Below are 14,102 nucleotides of genomic sequence, written 5' to 3'. Positions count from 1 at the left end.
AATTCAAATAAAAAGCATGCAGAGCATATACTCTGCATGCTTTTTATAATGTTGAAAACTCCTCAACAAGTTGAGTGAATTGTTTCAATGCACTTTCAATCGGTTCTGGCGTTGTTAAATCGACGCCAGCTTTTTTCAATAAGTTTAATGGGTAGTCTGAACTTCCACCTTTAAGGAATTCAATATAATTTTTCTGAGCATTCGGATCACCGCTTAATAGTTTATCAGCGATTTGAATGGCAGATGCGAATCCAGTTGCATATTTGTATACGTAAAACGGGCGATAGAAATGAGGGATTCTAGCCCATCCGTATTTTACTTCTTCATCAAATACAAGTGAATCACCGTTATATTCTTTAAATAGCTTTTCATAAATTTCACTGAATACTTGTGCATTTAATGGTTTACCTTGTTCAGCCATTTCATGTGTGATTTTTTCAAATTCTGCAAACATAATTTGTGTAAAGAAAGTACCTTTAAATTTCTCAATAAAATGGTTAACTAAATGGTTACGTACGTTCGTTTCTTTTGCTTCTTTTAATAAATAGTGAATTAATAACACTTCATTTACTGTTGAAGCGACTTCTGCGACAAAGATAGAATAATGTGCAGAAATTCTTGGTTGGTATCCATGTGAATAGTGCGTATGCATACCGTGTCCGCATTCATGAGTAAGAGTGAACAGGCTGTTTAAATCATCGTGATGATTTAAAAGAATGAAAGGGTGAACACCATATACACCAAAGTTATAAGCACCAGAACGTTTTCCTGGTGTTTCCCTTACGTCTATATATCTTTTATCTTTAAAACTTTTTAATGTTTCAATATATTCTTCTCCTAAAGGAGCTAGTGATGCAATCATAATGTCAAATGCTTCACTATATGGAATGTCTTGTTTTGCACCTTCTACTAAATCGACGCCTAAGTCGTATTGTCTTAGTTCATCTACGTTTAATTTTTCTTTTCGAATTTCATTGTATGTATGTAATGTTTGAATGTTTTTTTTCGTTGTATCAATTAGGTTTTCATATACTTCTTTCGGAACCATATCGCCAAATAATGATTTCTCTAGCGCTGATGGATAGTTTCTTAGCTTCGAAACAGTAACATTATTTTTAATAGCAGCGGATAAAGTAGATGCGATGGAATTCTTTAACTGAACATATGGTTTGTAATATGCTTTATAAGCTTCTTTACGCTTTTCACGATTCGTATCTTCTATTAACTTTGCATACATTCCGCGTGTTAAGTTCACTTTTTCTCCATCGTCAGTCGTCACTTCACCAAATAATATATCTGCATTGTTTAACATACCAAATGTGTGCTGTGGAGAAGAAAGAGCTTCACCCATTTGTGATAAAATTGCTTCTTGGTCCTTATTCAATACGTGTTTTTTATAACGGTATAATTCAAACAAGTCTTCTTTATAATATTGTAAGCCTTCTGTTTCTTCTATGTAAGAATGTAATGTGCTTTCGTCTATGCTAAGTAAGAAGGGGGAAAAGAAAGATTTAGCTGCACTTACTTTCACGTGTAATTGTGATACTTTATCGACAAGAGATTGCGCGTCAGTATTGCGTGTATCAAGGTCAGATTGTAATCGTGCATAAGCGAACATTAAAGATATTATGCTAGAAATTTCTTCAATCTTCGTTAAATAAGCTAATAAACTATTGCCATCGTGAATATTGCCATTAAACTCGTGTAATTCCTTCGTTAATACTTCAATTTTATGAAAATCACTTTCCCAATCTTCAATTGTATGGTAAATGTCTGTTAAATCCCATTTTTCTATATCAGCTACTTGTAATCGATCTTTAAGTTCTGTCATAATCATTTCCTTTCTAAACATGTAGTTATATTTCTATATAACTATGAAATACAACAAATTGCAAAAAATCCCTGCTGAAAATTGAAAAGCCTTGCTAAAATAACAAGGCTTACATACTTATAGTGTAATTCCGAATTTTGAATGTAAAAGGTTTGTATATTGCATGTCTGTAACGGTTTCTTTCGTTTTTTTACCATTTTTCGCTACTGTAAGGCTATCTTTCGTTAAAGAGGCATGCCCATCTTCAGTTAGTTTTACAATAAGAGGTACTTTATTAAAGGGTGATCCTTCATGTTCAACGATAATTTTTTGTGCTGTATTTGCTTTTTCTTCATCCACTTCTTCTATATAAAATGCATAGCCTAACGTCCAATCATCAGCAGCAGATTGATCCAAGAACTCATTGTTTTTCCGCATCTCTAAAATGTAGTTTCCCTTTTCGGTCATTTCTTTACGAATACGATAATCTCCTGTAGCAGAGTGAATGACTTCACCTGAGAAAGGGACAGGGGCAAGAGGTAAGTATGATCCGAATCCTACTTCAATTAAATAAAGTTCATTATGATGTGTTAAAACGGTTGCGATATGGCCAGAATCAACAGCCCATATGGAGTTTGCAGCGTTATAAACTGTTCCTGAAACGAGATGAACATCGAATCCAGAATCTTTCAGGAAGTAATACATAGTAGGATTGAGTTCATAACAAAGACCGCCACGGTTATTTACTAAAATTTTCTCTTTCAAATTTTCTTTTGATATTTCTTTAAAATTCTTTTCGAGAATATTTAAGTTTTCAAAAGGAACAGTTTGTGCCATTGCGTACATAATGTTAGATAAATCTTCAAATGAAACTGTGTCTTTTTCTTCTATATGTAATCGTGCGAAAAATTGTTTTTGAAAGTCTGTCATAGAAATCCCTCCGTTATGCTTTTATAGGTAAATTGTAAACAATCTTGAATAGGATGTGAAATTAAAACTACGTTGAATATTTGAAATTAGATTAAAAATAATATGGGAGAGTGAGAGATTGCTACTTTACTAACGGTGGGACGAATATTATAATAATTCTGATAAACTATGCAAACGCTTTCTCGGAAGGGGATGGTGTACAGATGTTTAAAAGAATAACAATAGTCGGATTGTCAGTTGTTATGTTTTTACCTAGTATATATGAGGGGAGTAAGGCATATGCAGACACAGTTAACAATGGAACGTTAATGCAATATTTTGAGTGGTATGCTCCGAATGATGGGAATCATTGGAATCGTTTGCGTACTGATGTTGAAAATTTAGCGGAAAAAGGAATTACATCTGTTTGGATACCACCTGCATATAAAGGAACTACGCAAAATGACGTAGGATATGGAGCATATGATTTATATGATCTGGGGGAATTCAATCAAAAGGGCACAGTGCGGACGAAATATGGGACGAAAGCACAATTGAAATCTGCAATTGACGCTTTACATAAGAAAAACATCGATGTATACGGTGATGTAGTTATGAATCATAAAGGTGGGGCTGATTATACAGAAACTGTAACAGCAGTTGAGGTAGACCCGAGCAATCGAAATGTTGAAGTATCAGGTGATTATGAAATTAGTGCGTGGACGGGATTTAACTTTCCAGGACGTGGAGATTCTTATTCTAATTTCAAATGGAAATGGTATCATTTTGACGGAACGGATTGGGATGAAGGAAGGAAATTAAACCGAATTTATAAATTTAGGGGCATAGGTAAAGCATGGGACTGGGAAGTGTCTAGCGAGAATGGGAATTATGATTATTTGATGTATGCGGATCTTGATTTTGATCATCCAGATGTTGCGAATGAAATGAAAAAATGGGGAACGTGGTATGCGAATGAATTAAATTTAGATGGTTTTCGTTTAGATGCTGTTAAACATATTGATCATGAATATTTGCGCGATTGGGTAAATCATGTTAGACAGCAAACAGGGAAAGAAATGTTTACAGTAGCTGAATATTGGCAAAATGATATCCAGACTTTAAATAATTATTTAGCGAAGGTTAATTATAATCAATCTGTGTTCGATGCACCACTTCATTATAATTTTCATTATGCTTCAACAGGAAATGGAAATTATGATATGAGAAATATTTTAAAAGGAACGGTAGTTGCGAATCATCCTACACTTGCGGTTACTCTAGTTGAAAATCATGATTCACAGCCTGGTCAGTCATTGGAATCTGTAGTGAGCCCTTGGTTCAAACCGCTGGCATATGCATTTATTTTAACGCGTGCAGAGGGGTATCCTTCTGTTTTCTATGGTGATTACTATGGTACAAAAGGAAATAGTAACTATGAAATTCCAGCGTTAAAGGACAAAATTGATCCGATTTTGACGGCACGAAAAAACTTTGCATATGGTACGCAGCGTGATTATTTTGATCATCCGGATGTGATTGGCTGGACAAGAGAAGGTGATAGTGTACATGCTAATTCTGGTTTAGCAACATTAATCTCTGATGGACCAGGAGGGGCGAAGTGGATGGATGTTGGAAAGAATAACGCAGGGGAAGTATGGTACGATATTACGGGTAATCAAACAAATACTGTAACAATTAATAAGGACGGATGGGGGCAGTTCCAAGTAAGTGGAGGATCAGTTTCCATATATGTTCAACAATAATTTGGTGATGAAAAAGAAGAGGTAGACTGAAATATAAGTTTTCCTCTTCTTTTTATATTGTGCATATTTATCCCGCTATTTGTGGGAAGCCCGATTGGTGAGGGCTTATTAAAGTTTCACTTTATTTTTCATAAATCTTTATTGTAATAAAAGAGCTAGTCGACCTTTATAACAACAAGAGAGGCATTGGAATATATAATGTCACCCGTGGCTTCTCTTATTCGTACTCGAAGAACATCCCCTTGATTTAAAGGTAGTAAATCAGTTCTGGCGGATGTAGCTCTCACCCCAGAAGCACCACCAACTCGCGTTTCAATTGCGAATTGAATGGAATCGTTTATTGTAAGATTTAATATACTAGACGATATAGCTTGTATTACAAATACAATTGAAAAGGATACAGAGTACACGCCAGTGGTATCAATTGTAATAGAATTATTTAATGGATTTAGGGTAGTTCCACTAGCAGGTCCTGGAATGGTAAAATTAATATTTGTATTAACTACTGCTGAAAAACCGATTCCTACTTCAGAAGTTATTGTTCCAAATATGGGAAGAATCCCTAAACCGGTTGCGCCAGTAGGACCAGTTATTCCGATTCCGGTAGGACCTGTAACCCCAGTAGGACCAGTTATTCCGATTCCGGTAGGACCTGTAACCCCAGTAGGACCAGTTATTCCGATTCCGGTAGGACCTGTAGCCCCAGTAGGACCAGTTATTCCGATTCCGGTAGGACCTGTAACCCCGGTAGGACCTGTAACCCCGGTAGGACCAGTTATTCCAATTCCGGTAAAACCTGTCGCGCCGGTAGGTCCTGTGATTCCAGTAGGTCCGGTGGGGAATGTAAATGGTGGAATTGATGGTAGTGTGGGACCGATTAAATTTGGTTCCAGAGCAGGTCCGTGTAAAATACTATACTCTTCATTCATATAGTAAACCTCCTATCATTGCTTGTCATAATTATTAAATGTATTTGGGGAAGTAAATGACATTCGCAATAGCGGAGGCGCTTCTTATAATTTCTCTTCAGCGAATATAGACCTAATTTAAGCAATATTGAAATTTATAGTTACGTACTACTAAAGTATGACACCTTTACTTCTCACGTAACATATAGTATGATGATTTCAATAAATTAGATTTCAATGACTATAATATAAATTAATGAGAGGTGCTTTTTGTGAGTGCGGTAGGTATTAAATAGGAAAAATTTAATGAAATAAATCGGATAAGACCAGGGGATTTTTATGTACATCATACCCCTAATTTTGTCATGCATTTATTTCAAAACCTATGAAGATACCTACAATACTTTATAAAGCGTGTAATAAGGGACTGCCATCTATTTTTTATGGCTTATTTCCTCATACGTTATTACACATGCCTTGTAAATGTAAAAGCTGCGGTATCCCCGCAGCTTTTTTGTATATGTTTTTATTGTATAATTATGGAATTTTATATATGATTCATTGGAATCTAATGAGTAGGTATCTTCATTTATGATAAAAATCAATCATAGTGAGGAGAAACAAAATGAATACGATGACTTTTGAAAAGTTACAATATAACGAATTAAAGGATATAGTGAAATCTTATTGTGTAAGTGGATTAGGTAAGGAATTATTAAACAAATTAGAGCCGAGTACGAGTATAAAAGTAGTGAGAAATCGGTTGAATGAAACGACAGAAGCACGAGCTATATTAGATGCAGAAGGGCATGTTCCTTTCTTCGGCATTTCTAATATTGCTAGTACAATTCAAAAATTAGAAAAAGGTATGATTTTAGATCCAGAAGAATTAGTGAGTGTTTCAGACTTTTTACGTGGATGTAGAAAGATTAAAAAGTTTATGTTAGATAAAGAATTTTTTGCACCAGTATTAGCTTCTTATGCAAATTCAATGACTGAATATAAAAGTATTGAAGAGGAAATTAACTTTTCAATTAAAGGAAATAGTATTGATGCAGCTGCAAGTAAAGAGTTAAAACGAATTCGAAATAATATCGATTCTGTAGATGGGAAAATAAAAGAACGTTTAACGAAGTTTTTAAATAGTAGTGCAAATAAGAAATTCATTCAGGAATTCTTTATTAGTAAAAAGGATGACCGTTATACGATTCCAATTAAATCTTCCTATAAAAATCAAGTTGCTGGAAGTATTATTGAAGCCTCGGCAAAAGGTTCTACTGTATTTATAGAACCGCATACGGTTACGAAATTGAATGCAGAACTAGCAGGTTTGAAAGCAGAAGAAGCGGTTGAAGAATATCAAATTTTAGCGACTTTATCAGGGATGGTATTAGAAAATATTTATAGTATAAAGATTAACATGGAGCTAATTAGTCAGTATGATATGGTATTTGCGAAAGCGAAGTTTAGTAAATCGATTGATGGAATAGAACCGAAGTTAAATGATCATGGCTACATTCATTTAGTGAATTGTAAGCATCCGCTTTTAACAGGGCAAGTTGTACCCTTGAATTTTAAAATTGGTCAAGAGTATCGTAGTTTAATTATTACAGGGCCGAATGCGGGCGGAAAGACAATTGTGTTAAAAACGATTGGATTGTTAACATTAGCTACAATGTCAGGTCTTCATATTGCAGGAGATAAAGGGACAGAAATCGCTATTTTTGAAAATGTATTTGTAGATATTGGTGATAATCAAAGTATCGAAAACGCACTAAGTACATTTTCATCTCATATGAAAAATCTTTCTGAGATTATGAGGATGTCAAATAATAATACGTTACTTTTATTTGATGAAATAGGGAGCGGTACAGAGCCAAATGAAGGTGCAGCACTTGCAATTTCTATTTTAGAAGAGTTGTACTTTGCGGGATGTATTACCGTTGCGAGTACGCATTACGGAGAAATTAAACGATTCTCAGAAATGCATGATGACTTTATGAATGCAGCGATGCAGTTTAATAGTGAAACGTTAGAGCCGCTTTATAAATTAGTTATCGGAAAATCAGGAGAAAGTAATGCACTTTGGATTGCGAATAAAATGAACGTAAAAGAACATGTACTGAAAAGGGCGAAAGAGTACATGGGAAATAAAGAGTACGCTTTAGAAAAAGTGAATGAAAGTAAAATTAGAAAACCGAAATTCGTACAAGAAAAAAGAGAATCTCATTATGAGTACAAAATCGGCGATCGTGTTAATTTATTGGATCATGATGATTTTGGTATCATCTATAAGGAAAAAGATAATTTTTATAACGTTGTTGTATATTATAACGGTGAATTCGTTGAAGTAAATGTAAAACGTATTACTTTAGAAGTAGCAGCGAAGGAGTTATATCCAGAAGGATACGATTTAAATACACTATTTGTTGATTATAAAGAAAGAAAAATGCAACACGATATTGAGCGCGGATCGAAAAAAGCACTGCGTAAAATTCAAAAAGAAATAAGAAAGAATAGAGGATAAGTTAAAATGGTAACGATTAGACAAGAACAAAAAAATGATTATAGAAAAACAGAAGAAGTCGTAAAAGAAGCATTTTTAAAGGAAGAATTTAGTGATAAAACAGAACATGAACTTGTAAAACGTATTAGAGAATGTGACGCGTTTGTTCCAGAGTTATCAATTGTTGCGGTAGATGAAGATATAGTTGGTCACATTATGTTATCGAAAATTACAATAGAACAAGATGGAACTTCTGTAGAATCGTTAGCGCTTGCACCAGTTTCAGTTGCTAGGGGTCATCAGAAAAAAGGAATTGGTGGAAAACTGATTGTAGCTGCATTAGAAAAAGCGAAAGAACTTGGATACGGATCAGTTGTAGTATTGGGACATCCAGAGTACTACCCGAAATTTGGTTTTAAGAAAGCAAGTGAGTGGAATATAAAAGCACCGTTTGAAGTGCCTGAAGAGGTATTTATGATAATGGAATTAACAGAAAATTCTCTTCGAGGTGTAAAAGGAATTGTACAATATTCGAGTGCTTTTGCTGAGTAGGAGTAACGGTTAAGAAATGTAATCATAAAAGATGCTATCTTTTTGTATGGATATACAGAAAGATAGCTTTTTTTATTAAGCGGATCTACTGACGTATATTTTGCTCAATGAATAATTGAGGTGGTAAAATTGATATAGAAACGTAAAGGGAGAGAATGAAATGAATAAGCGAGAAACAGATAGCAATGAGAATGCAGTTACGTTATATGTTACAAGACACGGTAAAACAATATTAAATACGAATCATCGCGCGCAAGGTTGGGCTGATTCTCCATTAGTAGAAAAAGGTGTTGAAGTTGCCACAAATTTAGGGACAGGATTAAAAGATATTCATTTTATGAATGCATATAGTAGTGATAGCGGCCGCGCAATTGAAACTGCTAATTTAGTATTAAAATATAGTGAGCAATCAAAATTAAAACTTGAGCAAAGAAAAGATTTGCGAGAATTAAATTTCGGTATTTTTGAAGGTGAAAAACTTGAGAATATGTGGGATGTGGTTGGAAAAGCTGCAGGCGTTGCATCACCAGAAGAACTTATGAAGTTTTCTATTCAAGAAGTGATTAATCTTATTAGAGTAGCAGATCCTACAAAACAGGCGGAAGATTGGGAATTATTTTCTACTCGCATAAAAGCTGAGATAGATAAAATTAGTGAAGAAGCTGCTGGAAATGGTGGCGGTAACGTTTTAGTTGTCGTTCATGGGCTTTTGATTACTACCTTAATAGAAATGTTAGACAGTAGCAAAACAAAACTTGGGGTGGAAAATGCTAGTGTGACGAAGATTGTATACCAAGATGGAACATATACAGTCGAGTCGGTTGGAGATATGAGTTATGTTGCAAAAGGGAAAGAAAGTGTGGAAATATAATTAAATCTCAAATAGAAATAAGAAAAGGAAGGTAGAGAAATCTAGCTTCCTTTTCATTTTGTGAATTATGGGATTAATAAAATCTTCCCTGTGCTTTTACGGCTCTCTAATAATTCATGAGCAAGAGCACCGTCTTGTAAAGAGAATGTAGTAGGATTTGAAATGTTTAATTTTCCAGTTGCGATCCAATCGAATAATTGAGTAGATCGTTTTTTACGTTCTTCATAAGTGGTAAGCACGTTCCAAAGGTCTCCACCAGTTAAAGTTTTTGAAGTATCCATAAGCATACGCGGATCAACTGGCGCAGGATTACCACCAGCCATTCCGTAAAATACGACAGTACCGCCAATTTTAGTAGCGTTAAAACTTTCCCCTAATGTAGAACCTACTGATTCATACACAACATTTACTCCAGTTCCATTAGTCATTTCAAGTACTTTCATATGCCATGCTTCGGTATATAAAAATACGTGATCGGCACCAGCTAATGTAGCTATCTTTGCTTTTTCTTTTGATGATGTAAGACCAATTACTGTTCCGCCCTGTAGTTTAATCATTTGAATAAGAAGTTGACCGACGCCACCAGCTGCAGCGTGTACTAAAGCTATATCACCTTGTTTTAGTTGATAGCTATCGTGCGTTAAATAATGTGCAGTTAATCCTTGTAATAAGACAGAAGCGGCTGTTTCAAAAGAAATAGAATCTGGCAGTGGGATTACTTTTTCAGGTGGAACGGCAACTAGTTCTGCATTTGCAAATGGGACGTCCGCAAATGCAATACGGTCTCCTAGGTTGATAGTAGTAACGTCAGCTCCTACTTTTTCAACAATTCCAGCTCCTTCATAACCTAATACATAAGGCGGATTGCCAGCAAGATGATAATCGCCGCGGCGTCTATAAATATCAGCGAAGTTTAATCCGATTGCTTTCGTGCGGACAAGAATTTCATTTGGACTTATGATTGGATTGTGTATTTCTTTATAGTGTAGAACATTAGCGTCTCCGAATGTTTCGAAACAAAGTGCTTTCATATGGAATACCTCCATTTATATTGTTTATAGATGTTCTTTATCATACAATACAAATATCAATAGACAAAGAGGATTATTTCGATGGAATCAATCGGAAATATCGATTGAAAAGAGGGATGATAAATGGAAATAAAACAGTTAATTACATTTAAAGTAGCGGCACATACTTTGAACTTTACACAAACTGCGAAGAAATTAAACTTTGCCCAATCGAGCGTTACAGCACAAATTAAAACATTAGAGGCTGAGCTCGGTACACCACTATTTGAGAGATTAGGGAAACGTCTTTTCTTAACTGAAGCAGGTAGGAAGTTTCAACTATATGCCGACAAGATGATTGCACTCAGTAACGAAGCGAAAATGGCTGTGAAAGATGATGAAGAAATAGCAGGTACGTTAATAATTGGTGCACAAGAAAGTCAATGTACATACAGACTGCCTTCTATATTAAAGAAGTTTAAAGCACAATTTCCTCAAATAAAACTTATATTTAAACCAGCACACTCAAATAAAGATGCGAAGGAACAATTGATGGAGGGGAAAGTAGATCTTGCATTTATTTTGGACGAATGTAAAACAGAAGATGTTTTACATGTGGAACCACTTATGAAAGAAGAATTAAAAGTAGTAGCTGCTCCTACGCATCGTTTACTTGAACAACCTTCAGTTTCTATAAAAGATTTAGAGAGTGAAACACTTTTACTAACAGAATTAGGCTGCTCGTATCGGACTTTATTTGAAGAGCTATTTCGCGGGGAAGATGTATATCCAGCAAATAAAATTGAATTTGTGAGTGTTGAAGCAATTAAACAATGTGTTATTGCAGATTTAGGTATAGCCATTTTACCAGCGATAGTAGTAGAAAAAGATATACGGGAAGGGACGTTAAAGGAGTTAATGTTAAACGAAACAATATCTCCAATTTATACACAAATTGCTTGGCATAAAGATAAATGGATGACAGCACCACTGCAGCAATTTATTGATGTAACGAGGGAGTTCTTTACAACGGATTAAGTGGAGAAATATTTATTTTATAAAAAGAAAAAATGGCAATTTTGTATAAAGAACTGATGCTTGCATGTAACAAGTATCGGTTCTTTTATGTTTGAAATAAAGGATGTCTTCAAATTTGTATTTCTCAATTTTTTTTCTTAAAAGGATAAGTAAATTTCTTTGTATATTCCAATAATCGTAAGGGAATTTACAACTTTTATTCGTTTCTGTAAGATGCCTCTAGGCAGCATGAAAGGAGGGGCGTACATAGGGGATAGATAAACGTACTTATTTTGAGGGAGGAGATTTACAATGTTTAAAAAGCTAATGAAAGTATGTGTGTTAAGTGCAGCGAGTGTAGGGGTATTATTTAGTTTCCAAGGAAGTACATTTGCAGCTACTGATTTAAGCAGTTATTATGACGGGAAAAATCCAGCAACAACGAAAGTATACGGGGGAAGTACGACGTGTGATGCAGATGGATTTAATGCAAAATCTACAGCTGTATATGAAGGTAGTAAAAAAGTAGGGACAGTGTATTTACGTTACAGTAATAAATGTCATGCAGCATGGGCTAAGTTTGTTTTAGATCAACCAGCACCAGCTGTTTCGGGAGGAGTGTACGCGTACGCTGTTGTGAATAAATACAAAAATGGTGTATTCCAAAAATCAGTTACTTCTAATCAGGGGAACGGCACAATAAAAACAGGTCAAACGAGCACTTATACAGGAATGGTATTTGATTTAACTGCTGATTTCGGATACACAGCAGATGCTGAAGCAGTTACGTTTAATAACGGTTACGGAAAAACAGCACGTTATTAAGAAAGGAGTGAAATGATATGAAACTTTTAAAAAAGACGAGTGCATGTTTATTGCTATCTTTACTCATTGTAACTAGTATGTTTAGCACGACTAATAGCGATAAAGTATACGCAGAAGATCATTCATATGATGGGAAAAGTCCTTACTATAACAGCTGTGATCAATCTGCAGTAACGAAAGAAAAGAAGTGGATTGATTCAAATTCTTATGTAGAATTAAAATTTAGCACGACGTGTAAAACAGCGTGGGCAAAAGTTACTGTAACCCGCTCGGCAGTTTATAATAACGAAGCTGATGCAAGGATTGTTAGAAAAACAGATGGAAAGGCCTACACTTGCGGAAGTGCTGGAGGAAATGGTGTTGTAAATAAAGGGCAAACATCATGCTATACGCCAATGGTATATGATTTAGATCCAAGAAAGGCGCAAGCGCAGGGGAAACATGCAATTCCGAATAGTGATGCATATAATTATGCGGAGACTATTTGGTATTAATACGATTATACATGTTTTAAGAGCTGTTATTTGATATAAAAATGAAAGAGCCTTACTGCATTTTATTGTGGTAAGGTTCTTTAAATTTATTTAATAGATTAAGTGCATCCATTTACAAAGGTCTCTCTATATAATCGCTTTTAAGTATGGCCATACTAATTTCATCTGAGTATGTATCGTTATAAAATAAAGATTGACGTAAGGTTCCTTCTTTTACAAAACCAACTTTTTCATAAGCTTTAATTCCGCGTAAATTATGGCTAAATACTTCTAACTGTAAACGATTTAATGATAGTTGTTCAAAAACAAATCTTAAAACTATTTTAATAGCTTCCGTTCCATAGCCTTGTCCTGTTAATGCTATTGAAAGCATTGATATTCTGAATCCTGCTCTTTTGTTCTCCTCATCGATATCTAAAATCGACAACTCTCCAATCATCTTGTCAGTACTTTGTAAACAAATAGCGAAATCATAGCGACTTGAATCATTATTTATATGATCTATATGTTTCGTAATTTGCTCCAATGAAAAAGTGGACTTAGTTCCAGTCATATATCTTATTTCATCATCCATTGTACTTTCTAATATAATAGGAGCATCTAGCTGACAAAGAGGCCTTAAATAAATTCTCTCGCTCTCTAATCTCATTATAATTTTCTCCTTTAGTTAGTAATTGAATGTATAAATACTTAACTTTCTTCAATGAGTTACATAAAAAATATGAATCTTAATTCGATGTTACATGAATTTTATAATGGCACGGTATACCTAAAACAAATAATAAATGTTTTATACACAACAAAATGTATCAACGAGTTTTTTGATCATACTATTATTCTTGCTGCTCATTCCGCTTTTAAATGAACACGAATGTATTAACTAAGGTCTGTATCAGGAGGAGTATATCCAAGGTGACGAGCCATAGATACAATTTGTCCTTTATGGTGAAATTCATGCGTCTCCGTATGAGTTAAAAGCCATAGCGGAGTTGTGCTCCAAGGTTCTTTTTGCCATTTCACTTCATTTGCTATATTTTCGAGCCAACGGTCATTGTATTCATCTAAAAAACGTTGTACAGTCTCATCTACTAACTTAAATCTAGCGCGAACTTTTTCCACATTTGCATGCTCAATTTCGTAATCGCTAGCAAATGAAAAATCTGCTCTTTTTTGCTTGAATGCGAATGATCCAAGCCAGTATCGATAGCAATCGGCTACATGAATATGAGTCTTTATAATGCTACCGCTTCCGAAATTAGAAACTGTGCTATGTAATTTTTCTACTGGGATTTCTTCCAAAAACGAAAATAGAGTTTCTCTTGTAGAGCTAATAAGATTATATTGTTGTTTTAAAATATGTAACATGCAAGTACACTCCTCTTTTATTAACATAGTAAGTAATTCTATATTTACGAGGAGTGAACCTTTTTATTA

13 protein-coding genes are annotated in these 14,102 nt (G+C 34.7%); 7 read left to right on the top strand and 6 right to left on the bottom strand.

The genetic code is table 11. From position 1 onward, the window contains the following. Positions 1-43: 43 nt before the first annotated feature. Positions 44-1,831, bottom strand: a complete 1,788-nt coding sequence (pepF, locus tag GD442_RS16485) for an oligoendopeptidase F (RefSeq protein ID WP_000137527.1) — start codon at positions 1,829-1,831, stop codon at positions 44-46. A 117-nt stretch (positions 1,832-1,948) separates the two neighbouring features. Further along, on the bottom strand, positions 1,949-2,740 hold the full coding sequence (locus GD442_RS16480; protein WP_000129192.1) for an arylamine N-acetyltransferase family protein: 792 nt from the start codon (positions 2,738-2,740) through the stop codon (positions 1,949-1,951). Between the two features lie 203 nt (positions 2,741-2,943). Here GD442_RS16480 and amyS point away from each other — a divergent pair, with 203 nt between their 5' ends. Then, positions 2,944-4,485, top strand: coding sequence for an alpha-amylase (amyS, locus tag GD442_RS16475; RefSeq protein WP_000476408.1), 1,542 nt, complete (start codon positions 2,944-2,946; stop codon positions 4,483-4,485). 155 nt (positions 4,486-4,640) lie between these two features. Here amyS and GD442_RS16470 read toward each other — a convergent pair whose 3' ends face one another. Continuing rightward, positions 4,641-5,414: an exosporium leader peptide-containing protein gene (locus GD442_RS16470; protein WP_159365132.1), complete on the bottom strand. Its 774-nt coding sequence runs from the start codon at positions 5,412-5,414 to the stop codon at positions 4,641-4,643. Between the two features lie 604 nt (positions 5,415-6,018). Between GD442_RS16470 and GD442_RS16465 the strand changes: the two genes are divergently transcribed. The 3 genes from GD442_RS16465 to GD442_RS16455 all read left to right on the top strand — a co-directional run bounded on the left by GD442_RS16465 (position 6,019) and on the right by GD442_RS16455 (position 9,322). Then, positions 6,019-7,920, top strand: a complete 1,902-nt coding sequence (locus tag GD442_RS16465) for an endonuclease MutS2 (RefSeq protein ID WP_001095187.1) — start codon at positions 6,019-6,021, stop codon at positions 7,918-7,920. Positions 7,921-7,926: 6 nt separating this feature from the next. Further along, entirely contained in the window at positions 7,927-8,451 is a 525-nt protein-coding gene (locus GD442_RS16460) for a GNAT family N-acetyltransferase (protein WP_000256470.1), read from the top strand. Between the two features lie 160 nt (positions 8,452-8,611). Further along, on the top strand, positions 8,612-9,322 hold the full coding sequence (locus GD442_RS16455; RefSeq protein WP_001042044.1) for a histidine phosphatase family protein: 711 nt from the start codon (positions 8,612-8,614) through the stop codon (positions 9,320-9,322). Positions 9,323-9,387: 65 nt separating this feature from the next. On the opposite strand, the gene GD442_RS16450 is transcribed toward GD442_RS16455, so the two are convergent. Then, positions 9,388-10,353, bottom strand: a complete 966-nt coding sequence (locus GD442_RS16450; RefSeq protein WP_000645272.1) for a quinone oxidoreductase family protein — start codon at positions 10,351-10,353, stop codon at positions 9,388-9,390. A gap of 123 nt (positions 10,354-10,476) precedes the next feature. Here GD442_RS16450 and GD442_RS16445 point away from each other — a divergent pair, with 123 nt between their 5' ends. The 3 genes from GD442_RS16445 (at position 10,477) to GD442_RS16435 (ending at position 12,668) form a co-directional block, all read left to right on the top strand. Further along, the gene (locus tag GD442_RS16445) at positions 10,477-11,370 is read left to right on the top strand and encodes a LysR family transcriptional regulator (protein WP_000403894.1); all 894 of its coding nucleotides are present in this window, start codon (positions 10,477-10,479) and stop codon (positions 11,368-11,370) included. A gap of 291 nt (positions 11,371-11,661) precedes the next feature. Then, the gene (locus GD442_RS16440) at positions 11,662-12,174 is read left to right on the top strand and encodes a YjfA family protein (RefSeq protein ID WP_000473741.1); all 513 of its coding nucleotides are present in this window, start codon (positions 11,662-11,664) and stop codon (positions 12,172-12,174) included. 17 nt (positions 12,175-12,191) lie between these two features. Further along, positions 12,192-12,668 (top strand): DUF2690 domain-containing protein, encoded by a 477-nt coding sequence (locus GD442_RS16435; RefSeq protein WP_000771158.1) that lies wholly within the window; start codon positions 12,192-12,194, stop codon positions 12,666-12,668. Positions 12,669-12,780: 112 nt separating this feature from the next. Here GD442_RS16435 and GD442_RS16430 read toward each other — a convergent pair whose 3' ends face one another. Continuing rightward, positions 12,781-13,317: a GNAT family N-acetyltransferase gene (locus GD442_RS16430; RefSeq protein WP_001235429.1), complete on the bottom strand. Its 537-nt coding sequence runs from the start codon at positions 13,315-13,317 to the stop codon at positions 12,781-12,783. A 227-nt stretch (positions 13,318-13,544) separates the two neighbouring features. Further along, positions 13,545-14,033 (bottom strand): DinB family protein, encoded by a 489-nt coding sequence (locus tag GD442_RS16425; protein WP_000902410.1) that lies wholly within the window; start codon positions 14,031-14,033, stop codon positions 13,545-13,547. Positions 14,034-14,102 lie beyond the last annotated feature (69 nt).

Origin of the sequence: Bacillus sp. A260, assembly GCF_009861435.1 — a bacterium.
GTDB lineage: Bacteria > Bacillota > Bacilli > Bacillales > Bacillaceae_G > Bacillus_A > Bacillus_A cereus.
The sequence above is the reverse complement of the archived record's forward strand: the minus strand, read 5'-3'. Positions and strand labels throughout refer to the sequence as shown.

Bases quoted from the DNA above. Each gene is read 5' to 3' on its own strand.
- GD442_RS16430 (WP_001235429.1), bottom strand. From the start codon at position 13,317: ATGAGATTAGAGAGCGAGAGAATTTATTTAAGGCCTCTTTGTCAGCTA.
- GD442_RS16460 (WP_000256470.1), top strand. From the start codon at position 7,927: ATGGTAACGATTAGACAAGAACAAAAAAATGATTATAGAAAAACAGAA.
- amyS (WP_000476408.1), top strand. From the start codon at position 2,944: ATGTTTAAAAGAATAACAATAGTCGGATTGTCAGTTGTTATGTTTTTA.
- GD442_RS16455 (WP_001042044.1), top strand. From the start codon at position 8,612: ATGAATAAGCGAGAAACAGATAGCAATGAGAATGCAGTTACGTTATAT.
- GD442_RS16450 (WP_000645272.1), bottom strand. From the start codon at position 10,353: ATGAAAGCACTTTGTTTCGAAACATTCGGAGACGCTAATGTTCTACAC.
- GD442_RS16445 (WP_000403894.1), top strand. From the start codon at position 10,477: ATGGAAATAAAACAGTTAATTACATTTAAAGTAGCGGCACATACTTTG.
- GD442_RS16480 (WP_000129192.1), bottom strand. From the start codon at position 2,740: ATGACAGACTTTCAAAAACAATTTTTCGCACGATTACATATAGAAGAA.
- GD442_RS16435 (WP_000771158.1), top strand. From the start codon at position 12,192: ATGAAACTTTTAAAAAAGACGAGTGCATGTTTATTGCTATCTTTACTC.
- GD442_RS16465 (WP_001095187.1), top strand. From the start codon at position 6,019: ATGAATACGATGACTTTTGAAAAGTTACAATATAACGAATTAAAGGAT.
- GD442_RS16470 (WP_159365132.1), bottom strand. From the start codon at position 5,414: ATGAATGAAGAGTATAGTATTTTACACGGACCTGCTCTGGAACCAAAT.
- GD442_RS16425 (WP_000902410.1), bottom strand. From the start codon at position 14,033: ATGTTACATATTTTAAAACAACAATATAATCTTATTAGCTCTACAAGA.
- pepF (WP_000137527.1), bottom strand. From the start codon at position 1,831: ATGACAGAACTTAAAGATCGATTACAAGTAGCTGATATAGAAAAATGG.
- GD442_RS16440 (WP_000473741.1), top strand. From the start codon at position 11,662: ATGTTTAAAAAGCTAATGAAAGTATGTGTGTTAAGTGCAGCGAGTGTA.